General features: G+C 61.9%; 24 protein-coding genes. 12 read left to right on the top strand and 12 right to left on the bottom strand.

Annotation, left to right across the window (positions count from 1 at the left end; genetic code table 11):
• The first annotated feature begins 218 nt into the window (after positions 1-218).
• Together AB4874_RS05910 and AB4874_RS05915 are read left to right on the top strand one after the other, a co-directional pair.
• Entirely contained in the window at positions 219-575 is a 357-nt protein-coding gene (locus AB4874_RS05910) for a CidA/LrgA family protein (RefSeq protein WP_295531047.1), read from the top strand.
• Entirely contained in the window at positions 568-1,281 is a 714-nt protein-coding gene (locus tag AB4874_RS05915; protein ID WP_368391287.1) for an LrgB family protein, read from the top strand. Before AB4874_RS05910 ends, AB4874_RS05915 begins: the two co-directional genes overlap by 8 nt.
• Here AB4874_RS05915 and AB4874_RS05920 read toward each other — a convergent pair.
• The 6 genes from AB4874_RS05920 to map all read right to left on the bottom strand — a co-directional run bounded on the left by AB4874_RS05920 (position 1,278) and on the right by map (position 5,260).
• Positions 1,278-1,934, bottom strand: a complete 657-nt coding sequence (locus AB4874_RS05920) for a trimeric intracellular cation channel family protein (protein ID WP_368391288.1) — start codon at positions 1,932-1,934, stop codon at positions 1,278-1,280. The genes AB4874_RS05915 and AB4874_RS05920 overlap by 4 nt on opposite strands.
• Complete coding sequence (gene rnhA / locus AB4874_RS05925) at positions 1,931-2,395, bottom strand: ribonuclease HI (RefSeq protein ID WP_295531041.1); 465 nt, start codon at positions 2,393-2,395, stop codon at positions 1,931-1,933. Before rnhA ends, AB4874_RS05920 begins: the two co-directional genes overlap by 4 nt.
• A complete protein-coding gene (locus AB4874_RS05930; protein WP_368391289.1) occupies positions 2,388-2,996 on the bottom strand; it encodes a glutathione S-transferase family protein in 609 nt (202 codons plus the stop codon). The genes rnhA and AB4874_RS05930 overlap by 8 nt, the downstream gene beginning before the upstream one ends.
• Before the next feature lie 5 nt (positions 2,997-3,001).
• Positions 3,002-3,436 (bottom strand): DUF3429 domain-containing protein, encoded by a 435-nt coding sequence (locus AB4874_RS05935; protein ID WP_368391290.1) that lies wholly within the window; start codon positions 3,434-3,436, stop codon positions 3,002-3,004.
• Positions 3,436-4,383, bottom strand: a complete 948-nt coding sequence (gene ispH, locus AB4874_RS05940; protein WP_295531035.1) for a 4-hydroxy-3-methylbut-2-enyl diphosphate reductase — start codon at positions 4,381-4,383, stop codon at positions 3,436-3,438. The genes AB4874_RS05935 and ispH overlap by 1 nt, the downstream gene beginning before the upstream one ends.
• A gap of 67 nt (positions 4,384-4,450) precedes the next feature.
• A complete protein-coding gene (map, locus tag AB4874_RS05945) occupies positions 4,451-5,260 on the bottom strand; it encodes a type I methionyl aminopeptidase (RefSeq protein WP_295531033.1) in 810 nt (269 codons plus the stop codon).
• Between the two features lie 116 nt (positions 5,261-5,376).
• On the opposite strand from map, the gene AB4874_RS05950 reads away from it, so the two are divergent.
• The 3 genes from AB4874_RS05950 to AB4874_RS05960 are packed head-to-tail and all read left to right on the top strand — an operon-like array spanning position 5,377 to position 7,783.
• Positions 5,377-6,105 carry a competence/damage-inducible protein A gene (locus tag AB4874_RS05950; protein WP_368391291.1) on the top strand — a complete coding sequence of 243 codons (729 nt, stop codon included), beginning with the start codon at positions 5,377-5,379 and terminating at the stop codon, positions 6,103-6,105.
• A complete protein-coding gene (locus tag AB4874_RS05955; RefSeq protein ID WP_368391292.1) occupies positions 6,102-6,827 on the top strand; it encodes a GNAT family N-acetyltransferase in 726 nt (241 codons plus the stop codon). The genes AB4874_RS05950 and AB4874_RS05955 overlap by 4 nt, the downstream gene beginning before the upstream one ends.
• Positions 6,824-7,783, top strand: a complete 960-nt coding sequence (locus AB4874_RS05960; protein WP_368391293.1) for an OmpA family protein — start codon at positions 6,824-6,826, stop codon at positions 7,781-7,783. The genes AB4874_RS05955 and AB4874_RS05960 overlap by 4 nt, the downstream gene beginning before the upstream one ends.
• A gap of 39 nt (positions 7,784-7,822) precedes the next feature.
• Here the strand turns inward: AB4874_RS05960 and AB4874_RS05965 are convergent, their stop codons facing one another.
• Positions 7,823-8,728 (bottom strand): LysR family transcriptional regulator, encoded by a 906-nt coding sequence (locus AB4874_RS05965; protein ID WP_295531026.1) that lies wholly within the window; start codon positions 8,726-8,728, stop codon positions 7,823-7,825.
• A 289-nt stretch (positions 8,729-9,017) separates the two neighbouring features.
• Between AB4874_RS05965 and AB4874_RS05970 the strand changes: the two genes are divergently transcribed.
• Complete coding sequence (locus tag AB4874_RS05970; RefSeq protein WP_368391294.1) at positions 9,018-11,033, top strand: FAD-dependent oxidoreductase; 2,016 nt, start codon at positions 9,018-9,020, stop codon at positions 11,031-11,033.
• 39 nt (positions 11,034-11,072) lie between these two features.
• Here the strand turns inward: AB4874_RS05970 and zapE are convergent, their stop codons facing one another.
• Entirely contained in the window at positions 11,073-12,158 is a 1,086-nt protein-coding gene (gene zapE / locus AB4874_RS05975) for a cell division protein ZapE (RefSeq protein ID WP_368391295.1), read from the bottom strand.
• A 79-nt stretch (positions 12,159-12,237) separates the two neighbouring features.
• Here zapE and AB4874_RS05980 point away from each other — a divergent pair, with 79 nt between their 5' ends.
• From AB4874_RS05980 to lpxK, 4 genes are all read left to right on the top strand, one after another.
• Positions 12,238-13,059 (top strand): sugar phosphate isomerase/epimerase family protein, encoded by an 822-nt coding sequence (locus tag AB4874_RS05980; RefSeq protein WP_368391296.1) that lies wholly within the window; start codon positions 12,238-12,240, stop codon positions 13,057-13,059.
• Between the two features lie 88 nt (positions 13,060-13,147).
• Positions 13,148-13,405 (top strand): DUF4170 domain-containing protein, encoded by a 258-nt coding sequence (locus AB4874_RS05985; RefSeq protein WP_295531018.1) that lies wholly within the window; start codon positions 13,148-13,150, stop codon positions 13,403-13,405.
• 22 nt (positions 13,406-13,427) lie between these two features.
• Positions 13,428-14,654: a 3-deoxy-D-manno-octulosonic acid transferase gene (locus tag AB4874_RS05990; RefSeq protein WP_368391297.1), complete on the top strand. Its 1,227-nt coding sequence runs from the start codon at positions 13,428-13,430 to the stop codon at positions 14,652-14,654.
• A complete protein-coding gene (gene lpxK, locus AB4874_RS05995; RefSeq protein ID WP_368391298.1) occupies positions 14,654-15,643 on the top strand; it encodes a tetraacyldisaccharide 4'-kinase in 990 nt (329 codons plus the stop codon). The genes AB4874_RS05990 and lpxK overlap by 1 nt, the downstream gene beginning before the upstream one ends.
• A gap of 51 nt (positions 15,644-15,694) precedes the next feature.
• Here lpxK and AB4874_RS06000 read toward each other — a convergent pair whose 3' ends face one another.
• Together AB4874_RS06000 and AB4874_RS06005 are read right to left on the bottom strand one after the other, a co-directional pair.
• Complete coding sequence (locus tag AB4874_RS06000) at positions 15,695-16,372, bottom strand: DsbA family protein (RefSeq protein ID WP_368391299.1); 678 nt, start codon at positions 16,370-16,372, stop codon at positions 15,695-15,697.
• Positions 16,373-16,375: 3 nt separating this feature from the next.
• Positions 16,376-16,921: a DUF721 domain-containing protein gene (locus tag AB4874_RS06005; protein WP_368391300.1), complete on the bottom strand. Its 546-nt coding sequence runs from the start codon at positions 16,919-16,921 to the stop codon at positions 16,376-16,378.
• A gap of 150 nt (positions 16,922-17,071) precedes the next feature.
• Here AB4874_RS06005 and mutY point away from each other — a divergent pair, with 150 nt between their 5' ends.
• Together mutY and AB4874_RS06015 are read left to right on the top strand one after the other, a co-directional pair.
• Positions 17,072-18,058: an A/G-specific adenine glycosylase gene (gene mutY, locus AB4874_RS06010; RefSeq protein ID WP_438273456.1), complete on the top strand. Its 987-nt coding sequence runs from the start codon at positions 17,072-17,074 to the stop codon at positions 18,056-18,058.
• Between the two features lie 55 nt (positions 18,059-18,113).
• On the top strand, positions 18,114-19,256 hold the full coding sequence (locus AB4874_RS06015) for an alkane 1-monooxygenase (protein WP_368391302.1): 1,143 nt from the start codon (positions 18,114-18,116) through the stop codon (positions 19,254-19,256).
• A 5-nt stretch (positions 19,257-19,261) separates the two neighbouring features.
• Here AB4874_RS06015 and AB4874_RS06020 read toward each other — a convergent pair whose 3' ends face one another.
• Together AB4874_RS06020 and accD are read right to left on the bottom strand one after the other, a co-directional pair.
• Entirely contained in the window at positions 19,262-20,533 is a 1,272-nt protein-coding gene (locus AB4874_RS06020; protein ID WP_368391303.1) for a bifunctional folylpolyglutamate synthase/dihydrofolate synthase, read from the bottom strand.
• A gap of 85 nt (positions 20,534-20,618) precedes the next feature.
• Positions 20,619-21,572 (bottom strand): acetyl-CoA carboxylase, carboxyltransferase subunit beta, encoded by a 954-nt coding sequence (accD, locus tag AB4874_RS06025; RefSeq protein WP_368391304.1) that lies wholly within the window; start codon positions 21,570-21,572, stop codon positions 20,619-20,621.
• Position 21,573 lies beyond the last annotated feature (1 nt).

Genomic DNA, 21,573 nt, shown 5'->3' on the forward strand with positions numbered 1-21,573 from the left:
CGGCCTGTGATCGGTCGTGGAATATCGGGGCCCGTTGTCGACCTGGACGGTGCTGCATCTCATCCGGCGTCATTTCGGACGCATTGCGGCACAGCCGGTTCCTGCCGAGTAGGAATTGACCGGGTAAATCACTGCGGGTCGCGCGAAGGATCTCTCGCGCGGCCTTTTTCTTATGCGCGGCATGCCCTAGCATCACGCCAACCGCCAAGGAGTCCCCGATGATCCCCGCATTGTCCTTGATCTTGATGTTTCAACTCGTCGGAGAAATCCTGTCGCGCGCCCTTGTGTTACCGTTGCCGGGACCAGTGCTGGGCATGATCTTTCTGCTCATCGCGCTCAGTGCATCGGAGCGTGTGCGCAACGTCGTGCGCCCGGTGGCGCAATTCATTCTTGCGCATCTGTCGCTGCTATTCGTGCCCGCAGGTGTTGGGATCGTCGCCCATCTCAGCGATCTGCAAGAGCACGGCTTTGGCTTGGCGCTGGCGCTGGTGGTCTCGACGATGGCGGCGATCATCGCAGGAGCTGCGGCATTCGTATTCGTGGCCAAACTGATCGGGAGCCGCGCTGATGACTGATCCGTTCAAGCTATGGTCCTATCTGTCTTCGGAGCCGCTGTTGTGGCTTTGGGCCACGCTGCTGGCCTATTGGTTGGGCGATTTCATCTTTCGCATGACGCGGCGCAGCCCGTTCGCCAATCCGGTGATGATCGCCGTGGTGCTCCTTGGCAGCGTATTGCTGGCGACCCATACCCCTTACGAGCGCTATTTCGACGGGGCGCAGTTCGTTCATTTCATGCTGGGCCCGGCGACCGTCTGTCTTGCAGTGCCGCTTTATGACAATCTTCCCAAGGTCAAACGCGCGCTTTTGCCAATAGCGGCAGGGCTGATCGTGGGCTCGACCACCGCGGTTGTCAGCGTGCTGGCGATTGCCAAGGCAATGGGGGCGGGGCCGATCTTGTTGGCCTCGCTTGCGCCGAAATCGGTGACAGCACCCGTGGCCATCGGGATTTCGCAGCAGTTGGGCGGAGAGCCATCGCTGACCGCAGTACTGGTGATCATCACCGGCATGATCGGCGCGATCGTGGTGACGCCGATGCTCAACCTTTTGGGCTTTCGCGACTGGCGTGCGCGTGGATTGGCGGTGGGCGTTGCGGCCCATGGCATCGGCACCGCACGTGCCTTTCAGGTGCATGAAACGGCGGGGGCTTTTGCCTCGATCGGGATGGGGATGAACGCGGTGCTGACGGCGTTTCTCGCGCCGGTTATCCTGAGTCTGTTCTAGAAATTGCGTGGCGGGCGAGGTTTGTAGACCGGCAAGGTCCAGCCAAACCGTAGCGATCCCGCGCGCAACACAAAGGTCGTCGCCGCACAGATCAGCAGCGCCGTGAACCGATCAACCCCTAGGCCACTCGCAATCAGCGCGCTGGCAGCCCCCGCAAAGGCGCAGCTCAGATACAGCTCGCCCTGTTTAAGCATCAAGGGCACCTCGTTACACACCACATCGCGCATCAGACCGCCAAATGACCCGGTCACGACGCCCATGATCAGCACGATCACCGGCCCGTGGCCCAGCTTCATCGTGATCGCGACGCCCGCAGGCACCGCTATGGCCAGCGCGCAGGCATCCAGCCACAGCAGCGCGCGATAGCGGCTTTCCAGCAGATGTGCGGTGAAAAACACTACGACCGCGGCCCCGGCGGCGATCACCACAAAGTTCGGATCGCCCACCCAGAACACCATGTCACGCCCCAGCAACAGATCGCGCAGCGTGCCACCGCCCACCGCCGTCAGCGCCGCGATAAAGATGAAGCCCACGAGATCCAATTGTTGGCGCGAGGCCACCAGCGCCCCGGTCAGCGCGAAAACCAGCACCGAGGCGTAATCGAGCCCGGTGCCGATGGGTAGATCGCTTAGCCACGCGGGCAGCGGGCTCATCCGGCTTTGCCCAGCTTGAATGGGGCCATGCCGGCGCGGGCCAGTTCGTCAGCCAGCTCGTTCTCGGCGTGGCCGGCGTGGCCCTTGATCCATTTCCACGTTACCGAATGGCGCGCTTGGGCTGCATCGAGGCGTTGCCACAGATCGACATTCTTCACTGGCTTCTTGTTCGCGGTTTTCCAACCATTGCGCTTCCAGCCGTGAATCCAACCGGTCACACCGTTCTTCACATAGGCCGAGTCGGTGGTGATGGTGATTTCCGAATCTCGCTTCAGCGCCTCAAGCGCGTTGATCGCGGCCAGCAATTCCATCCGGTTGTTGGTGGTATCGGCCTCGCCGCCCTTGAGCCTGCGCTCTTTGGCGATCCGCGCGCCATCCATCGCGCGCATCACCACGCCCCAGCCACCGGGGCCGGGATTGCCGCTGCACGCGCCATCCGTCCATGCGTGAATCTCAGCCATCAAGCCCCACATATCCATCCAGCGCTGCGATCCGATCCAGCCACGCGCCCAGCGCCGGGAAAGGCGACAGATCGAACCCACCACGGCTTTCGGCGGTGTGGGTATAGGCGTAAAGGCAGATATCGGCGAGGCTGATCGCATCGCCCACAAGCCAATTTCGGCCCTTCAGCGCATCCTCCATCACTTGCAATAGCGCATTGCCGCGCTCCAGCAGATCGGCCAAGCGTTGCGGCGTGGCCTCGGGTTTGCGATGCGCATAGTGCAGCAGGGCGGCGCGCACTGCGATCACACCCTCATGTTGGTTTTGCTCCCAGAACATCCATGACAACATCTGCGCGCGCGCAAAGGCGTCTTGCGGGATGAAATCGCTGCCCTCGCCCAGCCAGAACAGGATCGCATTGGATTCTCCCAACACCCGGTCATCGCCCAGATGCAGAGTCGGTGCCTTGCCAAAGGGAAGCGCGCCGCTTTCATGGGCCTTGGCCAGCGCCTCGGTGTCATATTCGACATCAATGCACTGATAGGCGCGCCCTTGCAGCGCCAGCAGCAACCGCACCTTGTAGCTATTGCCCGACGAGGGCATCGAATACAGCGTCATCATATTATTCAGGTCCTTACCAAGGCCACCAGACAGGCCACGACCACCACCGTCAGCCCAAGGCGCAACTTCATCCACCAGCCAGGGGCCAGCCCGCTGCGGGCAAAAACATAATCAAGCGGTAGCAACAAGATAAACCCGATCAACAGGACAAAGTTGATCGGCATCCCCAGCACGGCCAGCAGGATAAAGATCAGGATCGGCGCGATGGAAATCGCATAGCCCGCGGACCACTCGGCCTTGGCGGCAAAGCCCCAAAGACAGCCCGCCATAAAGCAATAGATCATCAGCGCATAGCCCAGCACCGCCACGCGCGGATCGACCATGCCCGGCGGTAGCAGCGCGCCGGTCTGCACCACCAACACGCCCCAGACAAAGGGGATCAGCCCGGCGACGCCCAGCATCAGCGCCAGCCCCGGAATGCGCGGTCCGATCGCGCGCATCACGCGGTCTCGCGCAGCACGCGCGGCACTTTGAACTCGATATCTTCGCGTGCGGTCTCGATCTGATCGACGGTCAGGTCATAGCGGTCGCGAAAGGCCACTATCACCTCGTCGATCAGCACCTCGGGCGCGCTCGCCCCGGCTGTTACGCCCACCGCCTTGGCGCCTGCAATGGCACGCCAGTCGATATCATCAGCGCGCTGCACGAGCTGCGCATAGCCACAGCCCGCCGCGCGCCCGACCTCGACCAGACGGCGCGAATTGGACGAATTAGGCGCGCCAATCACCAGCAGCGCATCAATCTGCCCCGCCATCGCCTTGACCGAGGCCTGACGGTTCGTCGTGGCATAGCAGATGTCTTCTTTCGCGGGCCCGACAATCGCGGGAAACCGGTCTTGCAAAGCCGCCACGATGGCCGCCGTATCATCGACCGACAAGGTGGTTTGGGTGATGAAGGCCAACTGATCGGGATCGCGCGGCGTAATCTTTGCCACGTCCTCGATCGTTTCGACCAGCAGCACTTCGCCCTCGGCCAGTTGCCCCATTGTGCCCAGCACTTCGGGGTGACCGGCATGACCGATCATCACCATCTGATGACCATTATCCGAGTGCCGCTCGGCTTCTTTGTGCACCTTACTCACCAGCGGGCAGGTCGCATCAACATAGATCATCTCGCGCCGCTCAGCCTCGGCGGGCACGGATTTGGGCACCCCATGAGCCGAGAAAATCACCGGCCGATCCGTCGGGCATTCGTCCAGCTCTTCGACAAACACCGCGCCTTTGTTGCGCAACGTATCAACGACATATTTGTTATGCACGATCTCATGGCGCACATAGACCGGCGCGCCCCATTTTTCGAGCGCCATCTCGACGATCTTGATCGCCCGGTCCACGCCCGCGCAAAACCCGCGCGGGGCCGCCAGATAAAGGGTCAGGGAAGGTTTCATCGCGCTCTCCTTCGGTCTGGTTACTGACCTAATGCGGGTATTGGCGCAGGTCCAGTGGCCGCATAGCTTAGCGCCAAGTCGGATGGAAACGCCCTGCCGGTGAGAGTGTGAAAATATCCACCCCATCCGCCGTGACGCCCACCGAATGCTCAAACTGCGCGCTCAGCGATTTGTCCCGCGTCACCGCTGTCCAGTCATCGGCCAGAACCTTGGTTTCAGGGCGACCCAGATTGACCATTGGCTCGATCGTAAAGATCATGCCCTCTTCCAGCATCGGCCCAGATCCCGCGCGCCCGTAATGCAGCACGTTTGGCGGGGAATGAAATACTTCGCCCACGCCGTGACCGCAGAAATCGCGCACCACCGACATCCGGTGACCCTCGACAAATTTCTGAATCGCATGGCCGATATCGCCAAAGGTATTGCCCGGCTTGACCTGCTCAATCCCGATCATCAGCGCATCATGCGTGACCTGAATCAGCCGTTCGGCCTTGCGCGACAAAGTGCCCGCCACATACATCCGCGAGCTGTCGCCAAACCAGCCGTTCAAAATCACAGTCACGTCGATATTGACGATATCACCGTCTTTAAGGCGCTTGTCACTGGGGATGCCGTGACAAACGACGTGGTTAATCGAGATGCAGCTTGCGTGGCGATAGCCGCGATAGCCAATCGTGGCCGAGGTCGCACCCATCTCGCCGACGCGCTTTTCGATAAACGCATCCAACTCGCCGGTCGACACGCCGGGCTTCACGAGATCGGCGACCTCGTCAAGGATCTGGGCCGTGACCTGGCTCGAGGCACGCATTCCCTCGAAATCATTTTGGTCGTAAATGCGAATGCCGTCTTTGGTCACACGGCCGTGGCTATTGTCCAAGGCTCTACTCCTAACGCTTTTGCGCTTTAGATAGTCACAATTACACCGCTTGGCCAGTGCCCGGCCTTTCCCGCGCAGGGGCTGCGCCCTATACCAAGGCAAAAGGAGGCCAATCCATGCCCAATCCCACCGCCGCAATCTTGATTATCGGAGACGAAATCTTGTCCGGGCGCACCCGCGAAGGCAATGCCCATTTTCTTGCCAGCAAGCTGGTGGAACACGGTATTGATTGCCGCGAAATCCGCGTCATTCCCGATGACCACGCCGGAATCATCGAGGCGGTGCGCGCGCTGTCAAAGCGGTTCGATCATGTATTCACCAGTGGCGGCATTGGCCCAACGCATGACGATATCACCGCCGATGCGGTGGCCGAGGCGATGGGCGTCGGGCTGGATGTGCGCGACGATGCGCGTGCGCTCTTGGCCAAGCATTACGCCGCGCGCGATACTGAATTCACCGCCGCACGCCTGCGCATGGCGCGCATTCCCGATGGCGCGACGCTGATCGACAACCCGGTTTCGGTCGCGCCCGGGTTCTCCTGTGACAATGTGCATGTGATGGCAGGCGTGCCCAATATCTTTCAGGCAATGGTTACAGGTCTGCTGCCGCGCCTGACCGGAGGGGCGCCCGTGATCTCGCGCAACTGGCAGGTGATGGAGGCGGAATCGACAGTGGCCGATGAGCTGCGCGCGATTGCAGGACAGTTCGGCGATCTTTCCTTCGGTTCCTATCCCTTTGTGCAAGAGGGGCGCTATGGCACTAATCTCGTGGTGCGCGGACAGGAGCCCGCGCAGGTTGAGGCCGGGCTTGGCGCACTGAAATCAGCCTTTCCGGAGGGGCAATGAGCAAGGACCCAAGCACCATCCCAAGCACCATCATTGACGCCACTTGGCCTGCGGCAGCGACGCAAGTTGCGGGCGGCTTCTTGATTCGCGAGGGGCAAGGCGGCGGCTCACGGGTGAGTTGCGCCACGCTGATTGCTCCGTTCGGTGACGCCGACATAGCCGCTGCCGAGGCCGCGCATCGCGCCTTGGGCCAGACCCCACGCTTCATGATCCGCCCCGAGGACAGCGCGCTGGATGCAGCGCTCGAGGCTCGGGGGTATATTGCCTATGACCCGGTCTTTCTGTGGTCCGCCCCGATCGCGCAGATGCAGGGAGAGGTGCCCCCTGTTACGGCGTTCGCGCATTGGCCGCCGCTGCAAATCGCGCGCGATCTTTGGAGCGAGTTGGAGGTCGGCCCCGAACGCCAAGCGATCATGGACCGGGTGACAGGGCCGAAGGTCTGTGTGCTGGGCCGCAAACAAGATCGCGCCGCCGGGGTCGCCTTTGTCGCGATGCACGAAGGCACGGCGATGTTGCACGCGCTCGCGGTCGCACCGCAATTTCGGCGCAGCGGGCTGGCGCGCGTGATGGTGCATGAGGGCGCGCGCTGGGCTTTGGCGCAGGGGGCCAGCCGGTTTGAAATGCTTGTCACCCATGCCAATGACGCCTCGAACGCGCTGGCGCAAAGCCTCGGGATGACGCAACGTGCGGGCTATCACTATCGCCGGGAGGGCGGAAAATGAGAGGCGCGGCTTTCGTCTTGATGTTGGCCCTAAGCGGCGCACCTGCGCTGGCAGAGCCGCTCAACCTGACCCTGCCCGCTGGCGCCATTCAAGCGGACCAAGAATCAAGTCCTGCCACCAGCTATGCGCTGGCTGTGGGGCCGTGGAAGGGCGATTCGATGCAGACGCTGGCGCTGGAAGGCGCGCGCAGCGACACCGCTTGGCGGCTGCGCGCGAACCAGAATACCACGCTGCAATTGCTTGCCACGCTGCGCGAACAGCTTGCTCAGGCGGGCTATACGATGCTCTATGAATGCGACACCGAGGCCTGCGGCGGGTTTGATTTTCGCTACGCACTTGATTTGCTGCCCGAGCCCGCAATGCATGTCGATCTGGGCGATTTTCGCTATTTCGCGGCACATAAGGGCAATGACTACGTGGCGATCACGGTCTCGCGCAGCTCGGAATCGGGCTTTGTCCAGATCACGACGATGAGCGTGCAAGACGTTACCCCGATTGTGCCCGACAATCCGCTCGCGATCCCGCAACAATCCGCGCCACTGCCCGGCAGTGCGGCAGCCACGGCCCTCTCACCATCTGTCTTTGCGGCACAGTTGGAATCGCAAGGCTCGGTCGCACTGGATGATTTGGACTTTGCCAGCGGTGAAGTGGCGCTGGGCTCGCGCGAGTATGCCTCGCTCAAAGACTTGGCCAGCTATCTGTCGGACCATCCCAAAGCGCAGGTGGTTCTGGTCGGACATACCGATGCGGTCGGCTCCTTGGCGGCCAATATCGCGCTGTCCAAACGCCGCGCAACGACCGTGCGCGCTAAACTCATTGCCGATTTTGCCGCCAACCCGGCCCAGATCAGCGCCGAAGGGGCAGGCTATCTGGCTCCGCGCGCCAGCAATCTGACGAAAGAGGGCCGTGAGAAAAACAGGCGGGTCGAAGTGGTTCTCACCTCGACCCAAATGTGACAGCGTCCGACGGATAGAAAGCACTGTGGGAGGGAAAGCTTACCAGTTGTCCGGGCCACGTTTCTCAAAAGTGTTGGCAAGGAAATCAATGAAAGCTCGCACTTTCGGCTGGGTAAAGCGGCCCGGCGGATAGACCGCGTAAATGCCCAGCGTTTCCATCGGCAATTCGGGCATGGCCTCTTTGACAAGACCATCCTTGAGCGCCTCGGCGTATAGGAAAGACGGCAGATAGGCGATGCCAAGCCCCGCGATCGCGGCATGCAACAGCGACTGCCCGTCATTGACCGTCAGCCAGCCATTGGAGCGCACCTGACGCCGCTCGCCCGAGGGCGCGGTCAGCTTCCAGACATTACCAGCCGATTGGTTGGAATAATGTAGCAACTTGTGTTCATTGAGATCGTCGATCTTTTGCGGGCGACCATAGCGTTGGAAATAGCCCGGCGAGGCGATCATACGGCGCGAGGTCTCGGTCAGTTTGCGCGCGCGCAGGCTGCTATCTTCCAGCTCGCCCACCCGGATCGCCATGTCGAACCCTTCCGAGATCAGTTCAACATAGCGGTTATTGAGCACCATGTTCACGGTAATCTCGGGAAACTCCTGCAAGAACTCCCCCAGAACAGGAGAGAGCAGATTGACCCCGAAATCGGTCGCGACCGAAATGCGCAACACCCCCGAAGGCGCCAGTTGCATTGAGGTTACCAGCGCATCCGCCTCGCCTGCATCATTGAGTACACGGCGTGCCCGGTCATAATAGGCCAGCCCAATTTCGGTCGGGCTCACGCGGCGCGTCGTGCGATTGAGAAGCCGCGCCCCAAGTCGCGCCTCTAGTGCCGAAACATGCTTCGAAACAGCGGATTTGGAAATACCCAGCTTTTTCGCGGCATCGGTGAACCCCCCCTGATCCACGACCATCGCGAAGGCTTCCATTTCAGTCAGGCGATCCATATGCGCACCTTTTCGGTCTCGGCTTATTGCTTGTTCGGGAACAGTTCTGGCCCCCAATTCGGGCGCAAATGGGGCCAAGGGGGGACAATACCGCGGTATTGTCACACGTTGGTTACTGTTGCGAAACGATAGCCGCCCTTGCGCGAAACATCCCACCGGCAGGCGCAGCCGCCTTTTTACCAACGCTCACATGCGCGCAATCACACCCGAAAAGCAGCGTGACGCCGCGTTTGGCGTGACAAGATCGCGGTGCGCTTTCACAGTGACGCGCAGGTTATGGGAGGACGACATGAGCCAGTTTCCGCATCTTTTCGCGCCGCTCGATCTGGGGCATGTGACCCTGCCCAACCGGGTCCTGATGGGTTCCATGCACACCAATCTTGAAGAGCGCGGCGACTGGAACGCGGTGGCGGAATTCTACGCCGAGCGCGCGCGCGGCGGTGTCGCCCTGATGGTCACCGGCGGCATGGCCCCCAATAGCGAGGGGGGCGTGTTTCCCGGAGCGGCGGGCCTGTTCACCTCTGATGACATCGCCCATCACAAGATCATCACCGAGCGCGTGCACGCGGCGGGCGGGCGCATCGCGATGCAGATCTTGCATGCCGGGCGCTATGCCTATGGGCCCGAATGCGTCGCCCCTTCGGCGATCAAATCACCGATTTCGCCGTTTCCGCCCAAGGAGTTGGACGCAGCCGGGATCGAAAAACAGATCACCGATATCGCAACAGCCGCCGCGCGGGCGCGCGAGGCCGGCTATGACGGCGTCGAGATCATGGGGTCTGAGGGCTATTTCCTCAACCAGTTCCTTGTGCGCCACACCAACAAGCGCACGGATGACTGGGGCGGCAGCTTTGAGAACCGGATGCGTCTGCCCGTCGAGGTGATGAAACGCGTGCGCGCCGCTGTTGGCGAGGATTTCATCGTGATTTTCCGCATTTCGCTGATTGATCTGGTGCCCGACGGCTCGACCTGGGACGAGGTCGTGACGCTGGCCAAGGCGATCGAGGCGGCGGGGGCGAGTATGCTTAATACCGGCATCGGCTGGCATGAGGCGCGCGTGCCCACCATCGCCACCTCGGTGCCGCGCGCGGCGTTCACGTGGCTGACCGGTCGCTTGCGCCCCGAAGTCTCGATCCCGGTGATCACCTCGAACCGGATCAACACGCCCGGCGTCGCCGAAGAGGTCTTGGCCGGCGGCAGCGCCGACATGATCTCGATGGCGCGACCGTTCTTGGCCGATCCCGATTTCGTCAATAAAGCGCAAGCGGGACGCGCCGCCGAAATCGCGCCCTGTATCGCGTGCAATCAGGCCTGTCTGGATCATACGTTCCAAGGCAAAGTGTCGTCCTGCCTCGTGAATCCGCGCGCGGGCCATGAGACCGAGATCGTGATTACCCCCACCGCCAGCCCCAAGACAATTGCCGTGGTTGGCGCCGGGCCTGCGGGCCTGTCCGCCGCGATCACGGCGGCGCAGCGCGGACATAAGGTCACGCTATTTGATCGCGCAAATGAGATCGGCGGGCAGCTGACGATGGCGCGCGTGGTGCCGGGCAAAGAGGAATTCCACGGCCTCACCAATTGGTTCGCCACGATGGTGGACAAGACCGGTGTCACGCTGCGGCTCAACACGGAAGCCACCGTCGAGGCGCTAACCGATTTTGACGAGGTGATCATCGCCACCGGCGTGCGCCCGCGTGATCCCGAGATTCCGGTCGAGGGCGGGCAAGTGGTGTCCTATATCGACATCCTGAAAGGCCGCGTGAAAGCCGGGCCACGCGTCGCCATCATCGGCGCGGGCGGGATCGGCTTTGACGTGGCTGAGTTCCTGACGGTCGATGACAGCCCGACGCTCGATCTGGAGGAGTGGAAGCGCGAATGGGGCGTGGGCGATCCGGCACAAACACCGGGCGGGCTGGCCGAGCCTCATCCCGAACCGCCCACACGCGCTGTCACCCTGTTGCAACGCAAGCGCGAGAAGCTGGGGCGTCGTCTGGGCAAGACGACGGGCTGGATCCATCGCGCCGCGCTGCAGATGAAGAATGTGCAGATGATCGGCGGTGTGAATTACGAGCGCATCACCGATGAGGGCCTGCATGTCAGCTATGGTGAGGCGCGCGAAAACCCCGGTGTGATCGCTGCGGATACCGTGGTGCTATGTGCCGGACAGTTGACCGAGCGCAGCCTTGCCGATGCGTTGATCGAAGCGGGCCGGTCGCCCCATGTCATCGGCGGCGCGGATGTTGCCGCCGAACTCGACGCCAAGCGCGCGATTGATCAAGGCACACGCCTCGCCGCCGCGATCTGAGAGTTGCAATCAAGGGCCGCGTCGAGACACCCGCGGCCCTTACGCCTCTTGCGCCCAATCGGCCGCCTGCATCTCGCGCAGGCGGCTGGCGGTGCGTTCAAACTCAAACGTGCCTTCGCCCTCGACATACAGCCGTTCGGGCACATCCGCCGCCGAGCAGATCAGCCGCACTTTCGCCTCATACAAAGCGTCGATAAGCGTCACGAACCGCTTTGCCTCGTTGAAATTCGATGCCGAAAGCAGCGGGATATCATCCAGCAGCAGAACCCGCACGGCCTCGGAAATGGCGAGATAATCTGCCGGGCCCAATGCCACCGCGCAAAGATCCCAGAAAGACGCCCGCGCTACGCCGGCATGGAAATGGGGCAGCACGACGTTGCGGCCCTTGACCGTCAGTTCCAGCTTGTGGGTGAGGTCATGGCCAGACAAATCGTCCCAAAGCGCATCCATCCGCGCGCGCGCCTCGCGCCCGACGGGGTGGAAATAGACCTCTTCCCCTGACAGGCGATGCTGGCGGTAATCGGTATCGGATGCCAGCTCATAGACTTGCAGCTTGTCGCGGATCAGCGCGATGAAGGGCAGGAAAAGCTGGCGGTTGAGACCGTTCTTATACAGGTCCTCTGGCAAGCGATTTGACGTGGTCACAATCGTTACACCGCGCTCGAACAGCGCCTCGAAAAAGCGCCCCACGATCATCGCATCGGCAATATCGGTGATCTGCATCTCATCAAAACACAGCAGGCGCAGCGACCCGGCCACCTCTTCGGCCACCGGGCGCATTGCATCGACCGTATTCGCGCGGCGCGCATCTTCCAACTTGCCCTGAATTTCCTGCATGAAAGCATGGAAATGCACCCGGCGCTTGGGCACGTCAGTCGCCCCGAAGAACATATCCATCAGCATCGACTTGCCGCGCCCGACGCCACCCCAGAAATACAGCCCCCGCACCCCTTCGACAGGGGCTGCCTTGCGCGAGAAAAACCCGCGTTTGCGTGGCTCTGGGGCCGCTTCAAGCTTGGTGCGAATATCTTCGAGAATTGGCAGAACGGCGCGTTGGGCCGGATCAGGGTTCAGCGCCCCTTCGGCCAGTTTCGCATCGTAGATCTCGGGCAATGTACGTCTCATGACGGTGCGATATAGCGCGTTTGCGGGATTGAAAAGCCCTCATGCTTGCGCAAGCATCCTTCGCAAGAGGAGAACACCCATGACCAAAGACCTGCCATTGCTGGGCGCAGCGCTGAGCCTTGATATGCTGGCCCATCATCAAGACTGGATTTTGGCCGATCATCGCGATCTGGAACTGCAAAGCTTTTGCTGGCCCAACACGCCCGAGGCGGACTTTGTGAAAATGGTGGCGCGCGCCAAAGAATTGCTGGCGGGCTATCGTGGGCGGCTGGGGCTGCACGGGCCCTTTTCGGGTTTCAACATCGATTGCACCGATCCCGCGATTGTCGAGGTGATCCGCACGCGGATGCTGCGCACGCTTGATATCTGCGCCGAACTTGGGGCCGATCAGATGGTGATCCATTCGCCCTACACGATGTGGAAGGAAAGCGATCTGGATGCGAATCCCTCGAAAGGTTTCATGCAGATTGAACGCGTGCGCTACATTCTGACACCGGTGATCGCGCAGGCCCGCGATCTGGGCGTGACTTTGGTGATCGAGAATGTCGAGGATCTGACACCGCGCCTGCGTGTCGATCTGGCTGCGGCGCTTGATAGCAAGATTGTTAAAGTCTCACTGGATACCGGACATGCGCAGTTCATGCATCGGCGTTTGGGCGCGCCCCCAGTAGATGTCTTTGTCAATGCGGCGGGGGCTGCGTTGCAGCATGTGCATTTGCAAGATGTCGACGGGTATGGGGACCGCCATTGGCATCCGGGCGAGGGCTCGATCGCGTGGCATGCGGTATTTGCAGCCCTCGGGCGGCTGCCCAAAATGCCACGCCTGATCTTGGAGGTGAATGACGAGGCGGGGCTGCGCAAAGGCGCACAGTATCTGGCCGATCAGGGATTGGCGCGGTAACGGCTTCGTGCACAATGGGCCAGCGCCTTGTGAACCCCGATGGCAGCGCGTAATCTCTGCGCTGCAGCAAAAGCCGACAGGAGTTAGCATGTCCAAAGCCGATCCGCAGCGTCTTCACCTTGTCTTCGGTGGTGAGCTGGTGAACCCGAGTGTCACCGAATTTACCGATGTCTCGAAAATCGACATTGTCGGGATCTTCCCCAATTACGCCAGCGCCTACGCCGCCTGGAAAGGTGCCGCGCATAGCACCGTTGATGACGCGCATACCCGCTATTTCATTGCGCATCTGCATCGTCTGCGCGACGAAGCGGTCGAGGTTTCCCCGACCGAAGAACTCGGCAACTGAGCCGATAAGGACCAGCAGCAGGATGCGCCACACCCTTCCGTCATGGATCGAGCGCCCCCTCGCTGCGATGCGTCCTCCGGGGCCGCGTGCGCGCAACGCAGCGGCCCACTCACCGCCTGACGGGCCACTTTTGTGGATCTGGGACAGCACCGGGGCCGGATCGGGGGCTGCGCTCGTTGCGCGCCGTGTGATCGCGCGGCTGCCCGATCTGCAAATTGCGCTGACCCCGACAAGCGATCCTCCCGATGATGCGGGGCTGCCCCCAGACGCACTGTGTCTGCCCGCCCCCGAAGATCGTCCTGCCTCTGTGAAGCTGGTTCTTGATGCCTGGCGCCCCGAGATGATCTTGCTTTTGGGCAATGTCTTGCCCGCGGCCCTGATTACCGAGGCCGCTCGGCGCGACATTCCGATCGCCTTGGCCGATGCGCAATTCGACACCGGTGTAGCAGCTTTGTCAGGCGACAAAATCACGGCTTTGCTAGGCCGCCTCAGCCGGATTTATCTGCGTGATGGCGACAGTCGTCGCGCGCTGGAGCGGCGCATACCCGCAGAGCGCATCGAGGTCAGTGAGGGCGCATTGGTGGAACCCGCCGAACCGCTGACCTGCTCGGAGGTCGAGCGCGCTTCCATGGCCGATGCGATCGGCGCGCGCCCGGTCTGGCTGGCGACGAGCGTTCCGGGAGAAGAGCTTCGCGCCGTTTTGAATGCCCATAGCTATGCCATGCGTCACGCGCATCGCTTGTTGTTGTTGCTTGCGCCTGATCGCGACCAAGACGGCCCGGCCTTGGCCCAACAACTCAGCGATGAGGGCTGGTCGGTGACGCGCCGTTCGCTTGAGGGTGAGCCGCAAGCCACGACCGAGATTTTCGTGGCCGATGATGCGCAGGAATATGGGCTTTGGTATCGGCTTGCACCGCTCTCGTATATGGGCGGCACCCTAAGCGGTTTGGGGCATGCCCCGCGCGCGCCCCTCGAAGCCGCCGCTTTGGGATCAGCGGTGTTGCACGGGCCGCATCTGGGACGCCACCGCGCGCAATATCTCCGCCTCGAAGTGGCACATGCCTGTCGTGGAATTCGCACCGAAGATGATTTTCCCGATGCGATGGCCGATCTGATCGCCCCTGATCGCGCAGCGCATCTGGCCCATAACGCGTGGCTCGTGTCATCGGGAGGTGCGGGCGCGGTTGAAACCGTTGCAGGCGGCATCGCGGCGTTGCTGGAAGCGCGCCTCACGAAAGGCAGTCGGTGATGGGCGCGCCGCTGTTCTGGTTCAATGCGCCCACAAAGCCCGGCCTGACGGCGCGGCTTTTGTCGCCTCTGGGCGCGCTTTATGCACAAGCCACCGCGCGCCGGGTGCGACAGCCGGGAGCGGTGCTGAACGTGCCGGTGATCTCGGTTGGCAATATCAACGCAGGTGGCACCGGAAAAACGCCCACGGTGATCTGGCTGGTGCAACGTCTCGCGGCGCGCGGGGTGACGGCGCATGTCGTCACGCGCGGTTATGGCGGCACCTTGCAAGGCCCGGTGCGCGTCGATGAGCGCACCCATCGCGCCGATCAAACCGGGGATGAGCCGTTGCTGCTATCAGCCTTTGCGCCGACTTGGGTTGCCAAGGATCGCGCTGCGGGGGCACGCGCTGCGGTGGCGGCGGGGGCACAGGTGGTGGTGCTGGATGACGCCCATCAGAACCCAGCGCTGCGCAAGGATCTGTCAATCGTCGTTGTCGATGCGCAAAAGGGGTTTGGCAACGGGCGCTGCTTGCCCGCCGGGCCTTTGCGCGAGCCGGTGGATGCCGGGTTGGCGCGGGCTGATCTGTTGATCTCGATCGGGCCAGATGCTGCGCAGCATGATTTCGCCGCCGCTTGGCAATCGCGCGTGAAAATTCCACATTTGACGGGCGCGCTGATGCCACTGCAAACAGGGATGGATTGGCAGGATTTGCCCGTTCTCGCCTTTGCAGGCATTGGCCATCCCGAGAAATTCTTTGCCACGCTGCAATCGCTGGGCGCAAAATTGCTGCGCAGCGAAGCGCTGGAGGATCACCAGCCTTTCACCCCCCGATTGCTGACCCGGATCGAGGCCGAGGCCAACCTGCTCGGCGCGCAACTCGTGACCACCGAGAAAGACGCCGTGCGCCTACCGGCCGAATTCCGACCCAAGGTTCTCGCACTGCCGGTGCGGCTGGAAATCTCGGTGGCGGATGCGCTGGATGCAGCGCTCGCCAAGCTTGGACTGTAACGCAAAAGGCCGACCCAATCGGGCCGGCCTTTCGATAAACTCAACCTGCGCTTACTGTGCGGCTTTGGCCAGATCGTCGTCGATGATCTTCTTCATATCCGACCAAACCATATTGGAATATTTCGTGCCATTGATGATGAAGGTCGGCGTTGCGTCGATCTTGTCCGCCGAAGCATTCTTCTGGAAGGTCGCGACCAGTTGCTCGGCGCGCTTTTCATCGTTCATGCAGGTGGTGACCTGATCATTGGTCAGCCCGGCCTGCAGCCCGATCTTGTGCAGATTGTCCGAGATCGTCTGCTGCTTGCCATCCCCGATCCAGTCGCGCTGCTTGTTGAACAGCATGTCCGAAATCGCGTAATATTTCGGGTCACCGCCACATTGCGCGATCAAGCCAGCCCAAATCCCGAACATGTCGAAATAGACTTCGCGCTGAATGAACTTCACCTTGCCAGTGTCGATGTAGTCTTTCTTCAGCGTCGGGTATTCCTCGGTGTGCCAATCGGCGCAATGGGGGCAGGTGAACGAGCTGTATTCGATGATCGTCACCGGCGCGTTCTCTTGGCCAAGGCTGACATCGGGCAGGGTCTGCACCGTTTTGTCGGCGGTTGCCTCTTGCGCCTGCGCGGCGGTGATCAGGCTCGCTTCGCTATGCTGGGAGGCATACCAGCCACCCACTGCAAGAACGCCTGCAACGGCAACGCCGCCAAGGATCGTAAGAGTTTTGCTCATGTATCAGCCTTTCTTCTGCGCGGCCCGTTCCGCGGACCTCGATAGAACGTTTTGTGCCAAAGTTTCCAGCGCTGATCTAAGATCAGCATCCCCACATCCCGCTGCCGTACGCGCTGCCGCCTCAATTATTTGCGGATCAATCGCCTTTGGCTTGGGCTTCGGGGCTGGGGTGAATTGCGCCTGCCCTTCGGCAAAGCCGATGGGCGCGGTCTGTGTCAGCGAAATGCGCGAGATCGCATTATAGCCGTAACACGCGTTTACCTTTTCGCGAATCTGGGGCAGTTGCATTTGCACCATTGGTGCTGCGGCCCCCGTGGTCAGCAGCGTCAGCGTCGCCCCAAATCCGCCCTTGGAATAGCCGATTTTCACCGGGCGGGTCTGGGCGGCAATCTCTTCGCCGACCACCTCGGACCAATGGGTCAACAGGCGCGACACCGCGAATCCCCGCGACTCACCGGCCGCGCGCACCCTCTGGCGCAGCAGCTTGCCTGCGGGCTCAAAGCCGCGCATGCGCCGGTCTGACTTGGATTTCGGGTCTTTCGCACTCATTGCCGATAGGTTCCTCTTGATCGGCCCCATTGTAAGCAGCACATCGGGTCAGGCCAACCGGTGGCCAAGAGGGGAGCATAAACATTGCGTGACGGTAAAGGGGCAATCGGCGAAAGCCTGCTGAAATGGTATGATACCGATGCCCGAGTGATGCCGTGGCGAGTGTCGCCGCAGGACCGCGCCTCGGGCGTGCGCCCCGATCCCTATCGCATCTGGCTCTCCGAGGTGATGTTGCAGCAAACCACCGTGGCCGCCGTGCGCGATTATTTCCGCCGCTTCACGGCGCGTTGGCCTGACGTCGAGGCGCTGGCCGCGGCCGAGGATGGCGCTGTGATGGCCGAATGGGCCGGGCTTGGCTATTACGCCCGCGCGCGCAACTTGCTGAAATGCGCGCGTGTGGTGGCGCAGGAGATGGACGGTCAGTTCCCGCAAACGGCGGCTGAGTTGCAAAAACTTCCCGGCATCGGCCCCTATACTGCGGGCGCGATCGCGGCGATTGCCTATGACGAGCCGGTCGCGGTCGTCGATGGCAATGTCGAGCGCGTCGTCTCGCGCCTGTTTGCCGTGCAGACTCCCCTACCCGCAGCCAAGCCCGAGCTGACCGATCTGACCGCGCAGATCACGCCCCAATCCCGCCCCGGCGATTTCGCCCAAGCAATGATGGATCTGGGCGCGACGATCTGCACGCCGCGCAACCCTGCCTGCGCGATCTGCCCGCTGATTGCGGATTGTGACGCTCAATCGCAGGGCATCGCCGCCGATCTGCCGCGCAAGCTGGCGAAGAAACCCAAGCCAACGCGGCTGGGATTCGCCTATGTCGCGATGAATGCGGCGGGGGATGTTCTGCTGGAACGTCGCCCCGAGAAGGGCCTGCTGGGCGGCATGCTGGGCTTTCCCGGGTCGGAGTGGTCAGAGGCCCCCACGCCCGCCCCGCCACTGCGCTCCGACTGGCAGGAGGCCGATGCCGAGGTGCGCCACACCTTCACCCATTTTCATCTGATCCTACGCGTCTTTGTGACCCGCACAGAGGGCGCAAATTTTACCCCCGGCGGCGATTTTGCACCCGGTGATCTTCCTACACTGATGCGCAAGGTCTGGGACGCGGCGCAAAGCGCTGATTGGCCGCAACCTGAGTGATTGTATCAGGAAATTCCCGCGCTATCATGGCCGCGCTTGCAACTCCGAGGCCCCAATGTCCAGCCGCGACGAAATCCGCAGCCCCTCTCATGCGTTGCCCTTCTGGCTGTCGCTTGGCACCGTGCCGCTGGCCGTGATCGAGGCGCGCTACGGTGGCTGGACGCTGATCCTGCTGCCGACCTATGCGTGGTGGCTGGTGACATTTCTCGACCAAATTCTGGGGCGCAACGAGGATCAACCCGATGTCGAGACGCCCGAGAGCGAACTGAGTTGGTATCGCGCGATCACGATGATCTGGCTCCCGATTCAGGCGGCGGTGATCTATGGCACGATCTGGTATGTGACGCGCAGTTCGCATCTGAACGGCTTTGAAATCGTGGCGCTGATGTTTGGTGTGGGCGTGATCTCGGGGACGATCGGAATCGTTTATGCCCATGAATTGCTGCATCAAAAGAACAGACTGGAGCGCTGGCTGGGTGATCTTCTGCTGGCAAGTGTCCTGTATTCGCATTTCCGCACCGAGCATCTGCTGGTGCATCACCTCTGGGTCGGCACGCCGCGCGATGCGGTCAGCGCGCGCTATAACGAGGGGTTTCACCACTTCTTCTGGCGGGTGCTGTTCGAGTGCCCCGGCTCGGCATGGAAGGCCGATGCGCTGATGCTGCGCCGTGCCGGGCGGCCGCTTTGGCATCATTCTAACCCATTCTGGCGCTACGCTGCGTTGCAGGCGCTGGCGCTGATTGCGGCTTTTGCGGTGGGCGGCTGGATGGGGTTAGGGCTGTTCGCGCTGCAGGCATTTTTCGCGATCTGGCAGCTGGAGCTGACCAATTATGTCGAGCACTACGGGTTAACGCGCGAATATCGCGGCGAAGGGCGGTATGAGCACGTGCTGCCGCGTCATTCCTGGAATGCCGATCATACCGCGTCGAACTGGCTTTTGATCAATCTACAGCGCCATTCGGATCACCACTACAAGCCCGACCGACGCTTTCCGCTACTGCAAACCTATGATTCCGACGAGGCGCCGCAATTGCCGTTCGGCTATCCGGGTATGACCGCGCTTGCGATGATTCCGCCGCTTTGGCGACGGCGGATGAACCCGCGCGTTCGGGCGTGGCGGCGCAAATACTATCCCGAAATCAACGACTGGTCCGATTATAATCGCGGCGCGACACCGCTGCCGCGCGGCTCGTATTAGAGCCTTCAGCCGTTCTCGCGCAGCACTTGACCTGCCAGATAGAGCGAGCCGCAGATCAGCACCCGCGCCTGCGGGTCTTGCACGGTGATCGCAGCTAACGCGGCGGCGACATCGGGTGCGGTTGACGCAGCAATACCGACCTTGCTTGCCGCCGCAGCCGTGTCCTCGGCGCTCAGTGTATTGGCCTCGCCGGGGATCGACACGGCGACAAGCTGCGCGGCATGCGCAGCCAGCGGGCGCAGGTAGCCCGTCACATCCTTGGTGTTGAGCATCCCGCAGATCAGATGGGTCGGGCGGCGCGGCATGCTGGCAAGCGTCGCGGCGATCATCTCACCCGCCGCCGGATTATGCCCACCATCAAGCCATAGCTCGGTATTGGGCGCGCAAAGGGCAAGCGGCCCCTGACGCAAGCGCTGCATCCGGGCAGGCCATTCTGCGCGCGTGACAGCCGCCTCACAGGCCAACGCCTCCACCCCGAGATGGCGCAGCGCGGCCAATGCGGCCCCAGCATTCTGGATCTGATGCGGCCCCGGCAGATTGGGCAAGGGCAGGTCGAGCAAGCCGGTTTCATCTTGAAAGATTAGCCGCCCGCGCTCCTCCCAGACCTGCCATTGCTGGGCATAGGCCAGAACAGGCGCGCCCAATCGCGCGGCGCGGGCCTCGATCACCTCAAGCGCCAGTTCTTGCTGCGGGCCAATGACAAGCGGCACGGCGCGCTTGATGATCCCGGCTTTCTCGCCTGCGATTTCGGGCAGGGTTTCGCCCAGAAATTGCTGATGGTCGATTGAAACCGGGGTGATGATGGTCAGCGCGGGCTGGTCGATCACGTTGGTCGCATCGAGCCGCCCGCCAAGCCCGACCTCAAGCAAGGTAAAATCGGCCGGGCTTCGCGCGAAGGCCAGAAAGGCGGCGGCCGTGGTGACCTCGAAAAAGGTGATCGGTGCACCGTCATTGGCGGCTTCGACCTCATCAAGAAGCGCTGCCAGATCGGGTTCGGAGATCAGCGTGCCTGCCAGCCGGATCCGTTCGTGAAACCGCGCCAGATGGGGCGAGGTATAGGCGTGCACGCGCTTACCCGCCGCCTCGAGCCCCGCGCGAATCATCGCCTGCGTCGAGCCTTTGCCATTGGTCCCCGCGATATGAATCACCGGCGGGATCTGGCGTTCGGGATGGCCCAAAGCGGCCAGCAACCGCTCCATCCGGTCCAGCGAGAGATCAATCACCTTGGGATGCAGGCCCATCAGCCGCGCGAGGATCGTATCGGAAGCGTCGGACATGGCCGGACCTGTCATATTCGTGGATCACGCTGAAAGGGGGCGCTGCCCCCGTCGCGCGCGGCGCGACTCCCCCGGGATATTTCGATCAAGAGGAAGGCGTGAACGGTGTCTCATCCGTGGGATCGAGCATTGGTGCGGATGTCGCAGCATCCATTGGCTCGGGTGGCGGCAAATCGCCAGCAACAGCGGGAGGCATCCCCATCAACATGCGCAAGATCGTGATCAGTTCGTCGCGCAGTTTCATGCGATGTGTCACGCGATCCAGCATGCCGTGATCAAGCAGGTATTCTGCGCGCTGAAAGCCTTCGGGCAGTTTCTCGCGGATCGTCTGTTCGATCACGCGCGGCCCGGCAAAGCAGATCAGGGCATTGGGCTCGGCGATCTGCACATCGCCCAGCATCGCATATGAGGCCGTGACCCCGCCGGTCGTGGGATGGGTCAGCACTACGATATAGGGCAGGCCAGCCTCTTTGAGCATCTGCACCGCGACGGTCGTGCGCGGCATCTGCATCAGCGAGAGAATCCCCTCTTGCATGCGCGCGCCGCCGGCTGCGGAAAACAACACCAGCGGACGTTTCAGCAGCACCGCACGTTCGGCAGCCGCGACAATCGCATTGCCGACATACATGCCCATCGAGCCAGCCATGAAGGTGAAATCCTGCGCCGCCGCGACGATGGGCGTGCGCCCGATCTCGCCCTCGGCCACCAGCATCGCCTCTTTTTCGCCAGTCGCTTTCTGCGCCGCCTTCATCCGATCGGGATATTTCTTTTGATCTTTGAAATGCAGCGGATCGTGGATCGGTTCGGGAACCTTCACCTCGGCAAAGATTCCGCCGTCAAACAGCGCGTTGAAACGCACACGCGGCGTGATTGCGAGGTGGTGGTCGCAATTGGTGCAGACATTGAGGTTATCCGCCAATTCGCGGTGAAACAGCATGGTCCCGCATTCCGGGCATTTCGTCCACAGGTTCTCGGGCGTATCGCGACGCGAGAAAAGCGAGTCGATCCGCGGGCGGACATAATTGGTGATCCAGTTCATC

Source organism: Thioclava arctica (assembly GCF_040892615.1).
GTDB lineage: Bacteria > Pseudomonadota > Alphaproteobacteria > Rhodobacterales > Rhodobacteraceae > Thioclava > Thioclava arctica.